This window comes from Flavobacterium sp. C3NV, assembly GCF_046825355.2.
Classification (GTDB): Bacteria; Bacteroidota; Bacteroidia; order Flavobacteriales; family Flavobacteriaceae; genus Flavobacterium.
This window is the reverse complement of sequence record NZ_JBKQBJ020000003.1, coordinates 49810-62402: the sequence shown is the minus strand read 5'-3', so window position 1 is coordinate 62402 and position 12593 is coordinate 49810. Positions and strand designations below refer to the sequence as shown.

The following is a 12593-nucleotide window of genomic DNA, read 5'->3' as shown; positions in this document are numbered from 1 at the left end:
TTCTTTTATCAAAAAAATGAAATAAAGTATGTTTAAAAAAAATAATGCTAATTTTGCGCTATGATTCGAATAACAATAATTGGTTCAGGAAATGTTGCTCAACATTTGATAAAAGCTTTCACCAAAAGTGAACTTGTAGAAATTGTACAGGTATATGCAAGAAAAAAGGAAGCCTTAAGTTCGCTTATTGAATTTGATAAAATTACCAGCGATTTCGAAGAATTGCAGGAAAGCGATTTGTATATTATTGCCGTTTCAGACAAGGCTATTGCTGATGTTTCTAAACAATTGCCTTTTCAAAACCGAATCGTTGTTCATACTTCCGGTGCGGCTTCTCTTGATGTTCTGGATACAAAAAACAGAAAAGGTGTTTTCTACCCGCTTCAGACATTTTCTAAAAACAAAGAGATTGATTTTTCTATCATTCCGCTTTGTCTAGAAGCTGAAAATACTTTCGACTTTCGTGTTTTAGAAACCGTTGCCAAAAGTATTTCGAATGCTGTTTTTGCCATTAATTCAGACCAAAGAAAAGCATTGCATGTTGCGGCTGTTTTTGTCAATAATTTCACGAATCATTTATATCATATGGGGCAGGAAATTTGTGAGGAACATCAGGTTCCTTTCGAAATTTTAAAACCATTGATACAGGAAACTGCAGAAAAAATTAATACTCTAAATCCTGGCGACGCGCAAACAGGACCGGCAAAACGAAATGATTTGGTTACAATTGATGCGCATTTGGCGTATTTAACCAGTGAAAATCAAAAAAACATCTATAAACTTATAACACAATCTATTCAAGATGATAGACAAGCACTTTAAAGAAATAATGAACGACATCACTACTTTTGTTTTTGATGTTGATGGCGTACTTACAGACAGTTCGGTTTTTGTAACCAATGAAGGAGAAATACTCCGCACGATGAATATTCGTGACGGTTATGCTATGAAAGCAGCTGTAGAAAGTGGTTATAACGTTTGTATTATTTCTGGCGGAAGCAATGAAGGCGTTCGTGTTCGTTTACGTAATCTTGGCATCAAAGACATTCATTTAGGAGCTCCTGATAAAGTAGCCACTTTTAAAGAATATACTGAAACCTATAACATTAAACCTGAACAAGTATTGTACATGGGTGACGATATTCCTGATTTTCATGTTATGAAATTAGTAGGTTTGCCAACCTGTCCTCAGGATGCAAGTCCTGAAATCAAGAATATTTGCCGTTATGTGTCGCACGTAAAAGGCGGAAAAGGCGCTGCAAGAGATGTTATCGAACAGGTAATGAAAGTGCAGGGAAAATGGATGGAATATTTTAATGGGCAACATGATTAGTTTTCAGTCTCAGTCACAGTCTCAGTCACAGTCTCAGTAACAGTCTCAGTAACAGTCTCAGTCACAGTCTCAGTAACAATTGTTTCAGGTTTCAGGTTTGAAATGACGAAAAGCATCGTAATTAACCTGAAACAAAGAAAACCTAAAAAAACCTTTGCCCCTCTGCCCCTTTGAACCTTTGCAACTTTTAAAAAAAAACTTAGTCCCTTAGAACCTTAGCCACTCAGAACCTTAAAAAAAATGAAATTCCTCAAACTCATTCGATATAAGAACCTACTGCTGCTTGCTTTTATGCAGGTGTTATTCCGTTATGCTTTTTTAAAACAGCAGGATATTCCATTAGCCCTGAATGATTGGCAATACGGATTATTGGTTTTGAGTACCGTTTTATTGGCTGCAGCTGGTTATGTGATTAATAACATATATGATGTTGCTACAGACACTATCAATAAACCTGAGGATGTTGTTATTGGTAAAGGAATCTCAGAAACCGCTGGCTATAATATTTATGTAGCGCTTAATATTACAGGTGTTGCTCTTGGTTTTATTTTATCAAATATCATTTTGAGACCTGGTTTTGCTTCGCTGTTTATTTTAATTGCGTCGTTGCTTTACTTCTATGCTACAACCTTAAAACAAATCATGATTTTAGGCAATTTTGTTGTAGCATTATTGCTTTCGGCAAGTGTCTTAATCATTGGCGTTTTTGATCTTTTTCCAGCAACTAATGGTGAGAATCAGGCGCAAATGGCTAGCTTTTTTTCGATACTGACAGATTATGCTTTGTTTGCTTTTATGATTAATTTTATTAGGGAAATCGTTAAAGATATCGAAGATGTAAATGGCGATTACAATCAAGGAATGAATACCTTACCTATTGCAATAGGAATTAGTCGTGCTGCAAAAATTGCTGTTGGTTTTGCTGTAATAGCTTTTATATTATGTTTGCTTTATATCAATATTTATTTTTTTCAGAATAATCTTTTAATCGCGACATTTTATGCTTTTGCTTTTGTTCTGGCGCCGCTTTTATACTTTATTGTAAAAATAGTTTCAGCAAAATCTAAGAAAGATTATCACCATTTGAGTACAGTTTTAAAACTCATTTTATTCTTCGGAATTTTATCCATTCTAATTATTACCTTAAATATCAAGTACAATGCTTAAAGAAAAACTAAAAAAATATACTTTAATCCTGGCTTCAGGCTCACCACGCAGACAACAGTTTTTTAAGGATCTGGATCTTGATTTCGAAATAAGATTAAAAGAAATTGAAGAAATTTATCCTCCTGAATTAAAAGCAGTTGAAATCACAGATTATTTGGCGGCATTAAAAGCAAGTGCATTTGATGGAGAACTAAATGAAAATGAAATCCTGATCACCAGCGATACCATTGTCTGGCATAAGGATAAAGCTTTAGGGAAACCAAAAAATGCTCAGGAAGCTTTTGAAATGATCAAATCGATGTCAAACGACACTCATGAAGTTTTTACATCGGTATGTTTTAGAACCAGCTTTACTTCTACTGTAATAAATGACGTAACGAAAGTAACTTTCAAAGATTTGTCAGACGAAGCGATTTTATATTATATCGAAAACTACAAACCTTATGATAAAGCAGGAGCTTATGGTATTCAGGAATGGTTTGGTTTTATGGCAGTTGCAAAAGTAGAAGGTTCTTATACCAATGTTATGGGCTTACCAACAGCTAAAGTTTACGAATATTTGAGTACTTTAGTGTAAAAAAAATATTTATGTTTTCTTTTAAAGAATATAGTCAGGAAATTTTCAGTACCATAATTATCCTTTTCGCTTTAGTAGCGTTAAGGGTAATTATTGCAAAATTAATTCGTCGTTACGCCAGTACAAGTCACCTATTAGAACACCGAACTAATCTGGTAATCAAATACATTCATATTCTGATGAATATATTGGTTACGATTAGCTTGATTGTAATTTGGGGAGTTGAGACCAAAGACATTTTTATAACTGTTTCTTCAATTGCAACCGTAATTGGAGTGGCTATGTTTGCGCAATGGTCGATTTTGAGTAATATAACTTCGGGAATGATTTTATTCTTCTCATTTCCTTTCAGAATTGGAGATACAATCAAAATTCACGATAAAGATTTCCCTATAGAAGCTGAAATTGAAGATATTAGCGCTTTTCATGTGAACCTAAAAACAAAGGAAGGCGAGAAAATTATCTTCCCAAACAATTTATTACTTCAAAAAGGTATCTCAATCATGCCGGCACATTACGAAGAAAAAGAGTTTTTTGATTAAAGAGATTTAGTCAGATAACTTTTTAAATATTTGCTAAAATTTTACCGCAGAGTCCGCAAAGTTTTTTCGCAAGGTTCGCAATGTTATTTGAGCTGAAATTTAGATGAAGTTCGAAAAGCTATCCTTCAAATCATTTTATTCCAATAGCTGTCGGAATAATCAAAATAAAATTTGTGCTAATTTGTGTAATTTGTGGTAAAAAAGTTCTCGCAGATTTAGCAGATAGTGCAGATTTTAAAAAATGCTTCAAATCATTTTAATCCTTGCTAAATTTTTACCGCAGAGCCCGCAAAGTTTTTTCACAAAGTTCACAAAGTTATTTGAGCTGAAAATTTCAGGAGAAGTCCGCAAAGCTATCCTTCAAATCATTTTATCCCTATTGCTATCGAAAGTAAAAAAAGAAAATTTGTGCTAATTTGTGTAATTCGTGGCAAAAAAACTTTTAGATCAAATTTTTCAAAAATCCTTAAAATCATTGTAATCAATGGCAAAAGAAAATAAGAACTAATTCGTGCAATTTGTGGTGGTAAAAAAATATTCATAATGGGAATTTTATAAACTATTAGGGAAAAGCTAAAACGATATTTTTGAATTAAAATATAATATTTGTTTTACCAAATTCTAGTTTTTTACTAAATCACCAAAATACAATGATTCGCACCATAAAATTACCGTTTTATGCTAAACTTGCTTTTATATTAGTTAGCTTTATATCTTTTGCTTTTATTTTTTGCGCCGGAAAAGACATTATTACCCCAGTCTTAATGGCCTTTTTATTCTCCGTATTATTAGTTCCTGTTTTTACCTTTTTGCATACAAGATTAAAATTTCCAAGGCATCTTGCCGCAGCATGCTGTATTTTAATTTTTGCTGCCTTTATTGTAGGGATATTGATCTTTATATCTTATCAGGTAAGCGATATTGCGAATGATTTTGACACGATAAAAAAGAATGCAAACGCTTTTATAACTGACATTCATAAATTTGTAAAAGACAATTTTCATGTAAGCATTGGAGAGCAAAAAAAATATATTGATACTGTTGCAAAAGATTCCGTACAAAACGGAAAAGCAACTATAGGTTCTGCATTAGTATCGATAACTGATCTTCTTGTAGATTGCACCATTATCCCTATTTATACGTTTTTATTCTTATTATATAAAGATCATTTTATTTTGTTCTTAGCAAAACTCGTAAATAAAGAAGATCATTCGAGATTAAAAGATATTTTATCGCAAATTAAAGTTTCTATTAATAACTACATTGTGAGCCTGATTTTAGAGATGATAGTCGTATCAGTATTAACCGCTTTAGGACTTTGGATCATCGGGATCAAATATTTTATTTTATTGGGACTGATCACCGGAATTCTTAATCTTATTCCATATATAGGTATCTTAATTGCAGGTATTATCACCGTTTTGGCCTCTTTAACAGGATCTGCAGATACTTCAATAATCTTAGGAATCTTAATTGTCAATATAATTGTTCAACTGATAGACAATAACTTATTGGTTCCTTTAATTATTAATTCTAAAGTCGAAATTAATGCTTTTGTTTCGATCATGGGAATCATTGTGGGGGGAGCCGCAGCAGGAATATCGGGCATGTTTTTAGCGATTCCTCTTTTGGCAATTTTAAAGATTATATTCGACAGAATCGATTCGTTAGAACCTTGGGGTTATTTAATGGGCAATCATATGCCCAGAAAATTCACCTGGAGAATTCGAAAAGTAAAAGCAGAAAATTAAATAGTATCTCGTTTTTACAAAAAACTCTTATTAATTTAGTATATTCATATCAAAAAATAACTTTTAAGCCCGTCTAATTATCTAATGTCCATAAACTCTAAAATAATAGTTTTTATTCTCTTGTGCTTTTGTTTACAAAGTGCCTATGGTCAGGTTGATAAGACAAAGAAAAATACAAACGGCAAAAAGGACAGTACAGAGGTTTATACTAAAATTAAAAATTATTCTAAGAGAAATAAATTTACACAGACACTTCATAAATTATTATTCAGGTCAGCTAAAACCAAAAAGAAAGAACCAATATTGGTACAAAATGACACGACCAATTTTAATGGTAAAATTATTAGAAAAATCAATATTGTAACTTTAGATCCTTTTGGGCAGTCTATTACCGATACCACTCAAATGCCGAGAAATTGGGGAGAAAGAACCGGTAACAAATTGCATCTTAAAACAAAGAAAATAGCGATTTATAACTTATTATTATTCAAAAGAAATACTCCTTACGACACTTATAAAGTACAGGAATCGGAACGTTTAATACGTTCTCAAAGATATGTTTCTGCGGTAAGAGTAACGAACAAAGTAGCGGGTGTGGCATCTGATTCTGTAGATGTTACGATTCGTGTTCTGGATTCCTGGAGTACAATTCCAAAATTTTCAATATCCAGTAGTCGTGTTTCTGTCGGGGTAAAAGAAAAAGACTTTTTTGGATCCGGACAACAACTCGAATACCGTTTTACAAATCGTTTTGATGACGGTAGTAACGGTAATGATGTTACGTATACCGTACCAAATATCAAGAATACCTACATTGGTGCAGTACTCCATTATAACATGGATCTGGACAATAATTACACTAAAAGTATCAATATCGAAAGACTTTTCTATTCTCCGCTTACCAAATGGGCCGGTGGTGTGTATGTAGGGCAAAATTTTAGAAGAGATTCATTGCAGGCACCGGATAGTTCGTATGCTTTTCAGCCGTTTAAGAATAATTTTCAGGATTTATGGGTCGGACATGCTTCTAAAGTATTTGAAGACGAAAACGGAATAACAAATTTGGTAGCTTCCGCTCGCTTTCTTAATCTAAACTATAAAGAAAGTCCTTCTCTACTTTATGACCCGACTAATTTTTATTCAGATGAAAAATTCATCTTTGCCGGAATTGGACTTAACAGACGTAAATTTATAAAAGAAACCTATCTCTTTAGAAACGGACAGGTCGAAGATGTTCCTATAGGCAGGATTTACGGAGTTACTTTTGGATATCAATATAAAAATACCTTTTGGAGACCTTATGTTGGCGGGCAATTTTCGTTTGGAAATTATTACAAATGGGGATTTATGAGTATGAATTTTGAAGCCGGAACCTTCTTTCATCAATCTAAAACCTATCAAACGGCATTTTTGATCGAAAGCAATTATTTTACAAAGCTTTATAAAATTGGCAATTGGAAACTAAGACAATTTGTTAATCCTAAGTTTGTTATAGGTGCAAACCGTGAAGATATTATTGGCGATCAATTGAATATCAATGAACAAAATGGTTTAGCAGGATTTAATAGTGCTATATACGGAACAAACAAAATGGTTTTGTCTATTCAGACGCAAACCTATTCTCCTTATGCGCTTTGGGGATTTCGTATGAATCCGTTTTTTAATTATTCGATTGCGGTATTAGGAAGTCCGAATGATGCAATGGGAAGAAATAAAGCATATCAAAAAATTACTTTGGGATTATTGATCAGTAATGACTATTTAGTATTTAGTTCGTTTCAGCTTTCAATTTCATACTACCCCACTATTCCTTATCAGGGAGATAATGTATTTAAAACAAATACTTTTGAAACCACTGATTATGGCCTGCAAAACTTTGAGCTTGCCAAACCAAGAGCTGTTGAATACCGATAATTGAAATTCTCTTGCTATTTTTTTTGAAATTTTAAATTTTATAAAACATTTTAAAAATCAAAACGTTACGAAATAACTAAGGAAATATTACTCGTTAAAATGCTGTTTTTATTCGACCAAATACATTTTGTTTTCATTTTTGGCACAGTATATGAATATCCCTAAACAGGAATAACATTAACATTAAAACTAAAAAAAATGAAAACAATAAAAATAGCAATCGTAGGTTTATTTCTGATGGTTGCAAGCGCCACACAAGCTCAGGTATCAATAAATGTTAATATAGGATCGCCTCCTGCATGGGGTCCTGCAGGATATGCCGAAATGGAATATTATTACTTGCCGGATATTGAAGCGTATTATGATGTAAGAGCTTCGCAGTTTATTTATTTTGGAGGAGGAAGATGGATGAGAACCACTTACTTGCCAAGACAATACAGAAATTATGATTTATACGGAGGTTATAAAGTAGTTTTAACCGACTATCACGGAAGAACTCCTTACACTTATTTTGATCGTCACAGAGTAAAATACTATAAAGGATATCACGGTGCTCCACAAAGACCTTACAGACCAAGAGAGGTTTATGGTTATAATGATCGTCGTAACGATCGTAGAGATTACAGACGTCACGATAACAGAAACCACGACAAGCACGACAAACACCATGATAGACACGACAGAGATGATGATGATCACGGACATGGCGGCGGTCACGGAAGAAGATAATTTACTAAATAGTCAATTTTAAATATTAAGAGAGTATCAAACTAATGATACTCTCTTTTTTTTGGATCAATTTTCTTAAAAAAGGAAATCAATAACCAAACATTAACATTTCATTTAAATACTGTTCAAAAATATAATTAGTATTTTTGAAGCTCTTTCAAACCATTTAACTACGCTATGCGAAAAATTCAGATCCAAATTCTTCTTATTTTTTTAACAGGGATTTCCATTTCTTTTGCACAACAACCACAAAAACCAAGTTCTGTCGAAATTTACAATCAAATCAAAAAACTGAATTTTTTAGGTTCTGTTTTGTATTTGGCTGCCCATCCTGACGACGAAAATACCCGTTTAATTTCTTATATGGCAAACGAAATGAATGCCAGAACCGGTTATTTATCATTAACACGCGGCGATGGAGGTCAGAATTTAATTGGACCGCAATTGCGCGAATTACTTGGCGTTATAAGAACTCAGGAATTAATAGAAGCCAGAAAAATAGACGGTGGAGAACAGTTTTTCTCCCGTGCCAATGATTTTGGTTACTCAAAAAATCCTGATGAAACTTTAGAAATCTGGGACAAAGATAAAGTCCTGGCTGATGTAGTCTGGACTATTCGAAAATTTCAACCGGACGTAATCATCAATCGATTTGATCATCGATCTCCTGGTACAACCCACGGACATCATACTTCATCGGCAATGTTAAGTGTCGAAAGTTTTAAACTTACAAACGATCCAAAAATATATCCTGAACAATTAAAATATGTAAAACCCTGGCAGGTAAAACGTCAGTTTTTTAATCCGTCGTGGTGGTTTTACGGCAGTCAGGAAAAATTTGATGCTGCTAATAAATCAAAATTTACCAAATTAGAAACGGGAGTTTATTATAACGGAATCGGGAAATCGAATCAGGAAATTGCCGCTTTGAGCCGAAGCCGACACCAATCTCAAGGTTTTGGAAGCACTGGCGCACGTGGTCAGGAAACAGAATATTTAGAATTGATAAACGGTGATAATGCAAAAGACCGTGACAATTTATTTGATGGAATTGATACTTCATGGAATCGTGTTAAAAACGGAAAACCAGTTGGTGATTTGATTACCAATATTATTAGTAAATATGATTTCAGCAATCCTTCTGCCAGTATTCCGGATTTAGTTAAGGCTTACAATATGATCGAAGCTTTAGAAGATGATCACTGGAAATCTTTAAAATCTGCCGCAATCAAAAACATAATCGCATCTTGTTCAGGATTGTATCTTGAAGCTGTTGCCAGCGAACAGGAAGCGACTCCGGGAAGTACCATTAGATTAAGTCTTGAAGCCATAAACAGATCCCCTATTGATATGCAATTGGTTAGTGTAACTTCATTACCGGATAATAAAAATACAGCTCAGAATATTCCATTAAAAAATAATAACGATCAAAAGATAAATTTACAAATTCAGGTTCCAAACAATATCGAATATACACAACCTTACTGGCTAAAAGAAAAAGCAACTGTAGGAATGTATACGGTTTCGAATCAGGAAAACATTGGTATTCCGGATATTATCAGACAAGTAAAAATTGTTTTTAATGTTAAGATAAATGGTGTCGAAATTCCGTTTGAGCGTACCGTTGTGTATAAATACAACGATGGTGTAAAAGGCGAAATGTATAATTTTCTTGATATTGTTCCGGAAGTGACTACTTCGGTTTTAGAGAAAGTTCTAATTTTTGGATCTGTAAAAAGTAAAATGATTCCTGTAAAAGTACGTGCAGGAAAAGATGGCATTAAAGGAAAATTGCAATTAGAATTGCCTAAAAGCTGGAATATTTCTCCAAAAGAAATTCCTTTTGCTTTAGAGAAAAAAGGAAACGAACAGATTTTTTATTTTGAAGTTACCCCGCCGGTAAATCCAGAAGAAGCCGTTGCAAAAAGTATTGCAACTGTTGATAATAAACGTTTTGACAAGGATCTTACTATTATTGATTACAGCCATATAACCAAACAAATGGTTTTAAAACCGGCCGAATCGAAATGTATTCGAATTGATTTAAAAACAAACGGTGACGCCATTGCTTATATCATGGGTGCTGGTGACGAAGTTCCTGAAAGTCTGGCTCAGATGGGGTATAAAGTAACGATTATTAAACCGGAAGAAATCACGCCTGAAAAACTGGATTCGTTTAATGTCGTTATTACCGGAGTTCGTGCATACAATACTGTAAATGCTTTGGCCAACAAACAAAATATACTTTTCAATTTTGTAAAAAGCGGTAAAAATATGATCGTACAATACAATACGTATGGCAAAACCGTAACCGATCAGATTGCACCTTATCCGCTAAAAATTTCAAATGATCGTGTGACCGAAGAAAATGCTAAAGTTACTTTTCTGGCACCAAATCATCCTATTTTGAATACACCTAACAAAATCAGTTCAAAAGATTTTGAAGGCTGGACACAAGAACAAGGTTTGTATTATCCTGATCAGTATGATCCTGCCTTTACTCCCATTATATCGTCGCATGATAAAGGCGAATCTCCTAAAAACGGTGCCTTACTCGTAGCGCCTTATGGAAAAGGATACTATATTTACACCGGTCTAAGCTTTTTTAGAGAATTACCGGAAGGTGTTGCCGGTGCCTATAGATTATTATCGAACATGATTTCGCTAAAACAGCCTGTAGAAGCTCCTAAACAAGAAATAAAGAAATAAACATTCAAAATATGGAAGCTAAAAAAACTAAAAAATGGAAAAAAAGCTACACCTATGTTTTGGTGGCCAATGCTATTTACATTGTGATTTTTTTCTTAATCATGCAATTATACTCATAACCTATGCAACTATTTGATTGGATCGTACTTATTGTAACGCTTTTATTTATTGTTGGTTATGGCTCCTGGAAAACCAGAGGAAGTAAAACCGTAGAGGATTTTATTCTGGGCAACAACGAAACTCCCTGGTATACCGTTGGATTATCAGTTATGGCAACTCAAGCCAGCGCTATTACCTTTTTATCCACTCCGGGGCAAGCGTATCATGACGGAATGGGTTTTGTGCAATTCTATTTTGGATTGCCAATTGCCATGATCGTAATTTGTGTCACTTTTATTCCCTTATACCATAAAAATAAAGTCTTTACGGCTTATGAATTTTTAGAAAAACGATTTGACCTTAAAACACGTTCACTTGCTGCTATATTATTTCTGGTTCAGAGAGGTTTAGGAACCGGATTAACGATTTATGCTCCTGCTATTATTCTGTCTGCACTTTTGGGTTGGAATTTGACTTTAATGAATATTATTATTGGTGTTCTCGTAATCATTTATACATTCTCAGGCGGAACAAAAGCGGTAAACGTAACACAGAAACAGCAAATGTTCGTGATTATGTCGGGAATGTTTATTACGTTTTTCCTTATTTTGCATTACTTGCCAAACGATATGACTTTTACAAGCGCACTGCATATTGCGGGTGCCAATGATAAAATGAATATTGTTGATTTCTCTTTTAACCCTGAAGAAAAATATACTTTCTGGAGCGGAATCACCGGTGGTTTTTTTCTGGCCCTCGCCTATTTTGGAACTGACCAGTCTCAGGTTGGACGTTATTTATCCGGAAAATCAGTTCGCGAAAGCCAAATGGGATTAATCATGAACGGGCTTCTTAAAGTGCCAATGCAGTTTTTTATTCTGCTGACGGGAGTTATGGTTTTTGTATTTTTTCAATTCAATCCTGTTCCGTTAAATTTTAATCCGAATAATAAAATTGTTATTGAAAAATCGGCTTATAAAGAAGAATATCATGCTTTAGAAAAAAAATTAGTCACACTTTCAGAAGATAAAAAAGTAATTAATTTATTGTATATCGACCAGTTGAATCAGGATTTTGATAATCCAATTTTACGAAAAGAACTGGTAACTTTATCCAACAAAGAAAAAGATTTGCGTGATCGGGCCAAAGAAATCATTTCAAGAGCCGATCCTGCCAGTGAAACCAACGATAAGGATTATGTGTTTTTCCACTTTATCCTCAATTATTTGCCTAAAGGACTTATTGGTTTATTATTGGCTGTAATTCTTTCCGCTGCAATGTCATCAACAGCTTCGGGACTAAATGCTCTGGCTTCTACAACGGCAATTGATATTTATAAACGAAATTTAAGAACCGTAAAATCTGAAAAACATTATCTAAATGCGACCAAATTTTTTACTTTATTCTGGGGAGTTGTTGCGATATTATTTGCCTGTGTAGGAACCTTGTTCGAAAATTTAATTCAGCTGGTTAACATTATTGGTTCTATTTTCTACGGAACTGTTTTAGGAATCTTTTTAGTTGGATTTTATCTGCGTCGTGTAAAAGCAAAAGCGATGTTTATTAGTGCCATTATTAGTCAGATTACCATTTTTGTGATCTACTATTTTATGATTGCAATACACCCAAGCGGTCAGGAAAAATTAGGCTATTTATGGCTGAATTTTATTGGAGCTATTTTGACTATAATATTAGCGCTGTTTATGCAGATTGCTTTTTTTAGAGGAGAAAAAGAATCTGATGAAGTGGTTTTGGAGTAATTTAAATTAAAC

The 12593-nt window shown here is 33.7% G+C and carries 10 protein-coding genes; all 10 read left to right on the top strand.

Features of this window, described 5'->3' with window-relative positions; all coding sequences use genetic code 11:
* Positions 1-60: 60 nt before the first annotated feature.
* The 10 genes from ACIDC4_RS05390 (at position 61) to ACIDC4_RS05345 (ending at position 12581) form a co-directional block, all read left to right on the top strand.
* Positions 61-822: a Rossmann-like and DUF2520 domain-containing protein gene (locus ACIDC4_RS05390; protein ID WP_412042077.1), complete on the top strand. Its 762-nt coding sequence runs from the start codon at positions 61-63 to the stop codon at positions 820-822.
* Entirely contained in the window at positions 806-1333 is a 528-nt protein-coding gene (locus ACIDC4_RS05385) for a KdsC family phosphatase (RefSeq protein ID WP_412042371.1), read from the top strand. Before ACIDC4_RS05390 ends, ACIDC4_RS05385 begins: the two co-directional genes overlap by 17 nt.
* A 240-nt stretch (positions 1334-1573) precedes the next feature.
* Positions 1574-2500, top strand: a complete 927-nt coding sequence (locus tag ACIDC4_RS05380; protein WP_412042076.1) for a geranylgeranylglycerol-phosphate geranylgeranyltransferase — start codon at positions 1574-1576, stop codon at positions 2498-2500.
* A complete protein-coding gene (locus ACIDC4_RS05375) occupies positions 2493-3077 on the top strand; it encodes a Maf-like protein (RefSeq protein WP_412042075.1) in 585 nt (194 codons plus the stop codon). Before ACIDC4_RS05380 ends, ACIDC4_RS05375 begins: the two co-directional genes overlap by 8 nt.
* Before the next feature lie 11 nt (positions 3078-3088).
* Positions 3089-3619, top strand: coding sequence for a mechanosensitive ion channel family protein (locus ACIDC4_RS05370; protein ID WP_194618195.1), 531 nt, complete (start codon positions 3089-3091; stop codon positions 3617-3619).
* Positions 3620-4269: 650 nt separating this feature from the next.
* Complete coding sequence (locus ACIDC4_RS05365; protein ID WP_412042074.1) at positions 4270-5370, top strand: AI-2E family transporter; 1101 nt, start codon at positions 4270-4272, stop codon at positions 5368-5370.
* Between the two features lie 84 nt (positions 5371-5454).
* A complete protein-coding gene (locus ACIDC4_RS05360) occupies positions 5455-7284 on the top strand; it encodes a BamA/TamA family outer membrane protein (protein WP_412042073.1) in 1830 nt (609 codons plus the stop codon).
* Between the two features lie 198 nt (positions 7285-7482).
* On the top strand, positions 7483-8013 hold the full coding sequence (locus tag ACIDC4_RS05355; RefSeq protein WP_230038872.1) for a hypothetical protein: 531 nt from the start codon (positions 7483-7485) through the stop codon (positions 8011-8013).
* A 177-nt stretch (positions 8014-8190) separates the two neighbouring features.
* Complete coding sequence (locus ACIDC4_RS05350; RefSeq protein ID WP_412042072.1) at positions 8191-10722, top strand: PIG-L family deacetylase; 2532 nt, start codon at positions 8191-8193, stop codon at positions 10720-10722.
* 122 nt (positions 10723-10844) lie between these two features.
* A complete protein-coding gene (locus ACIDC4_RS05345; protein WP_412042071.1) occupies positions 10845-12581 on the top strand; it encodes a sodium:solute symporter family protein in 1737 nt (578 codons plus the stop codon).
* The last annotated feature ends 12 nt before the right edge of the window (positions 12582-12593 follow it).

Bases quoted from the DNA above. Each gene is read 5' to 3' on its own strand.
- ACIDC4_RS05390 (WP_412042077.1), top strand. From the start codon at position 61: ATGATTCGAATAACAATAATTGGTTCAGGAAATGTTGCTCAACATTTG.
- ACIDC4_RS05380 (WP_412042076.1), top strand. From the start codon at position 1,574: ATGAAATTCCTCAAACTCATTCGATATAAGAACCTACTGCTGCTTGCT.
- ACIDC4_RS05375 (WP_412042075.1), top strand. From the start codon at position 2,493: ATGCTTAAAGAAAAACTAAAAAAATATACTTTAATCCTGGCTTCAGGC.
- ACIDC4_RS05370 (WP_194618195.1), top strand. From the start codon at position 3,089: ATGTTTTCTTTTAAAGAATATAGTCAGGAAATTTTCAGTACCATAATT.
- ACIDC4_RS05365 (WP_412042074.1), top strand. From the start codon at position 4,270: ATGATTCGCACCATAAAATTACCGTTTTATGCTAAACTTGCTTTTATA.
- ACIDC4_RS05360 (WP_412042073.1), top strand. From the start codon at position 5,455: ATGTCCATAAACTCTAAAATAATAGTTTTTATTCTCTTGTGCTTTTGT.
- ACIDC4_RS05355 (WP_230038872.1), top strand. From the start codon at position 7,483: ATGAAAACAATAAAAATAGCAATCGTAGGTTTATTTCTGATGGTTGCA.
- ACIDC4_RS05350 (WP_412042072.1), top strand. From the start codon at position 8,191: ATGCGAAAAATTCAGATCCAAATTCTTCTTATTTTTTTAACAGGGATT.
- ACIDC4_RS05345 (WP_412042071.1), top strand. From the start codon at position 10,845: ATGCAACTATTTGATTGGATCGTACTTATTGTAACGCTTTTATTTATT.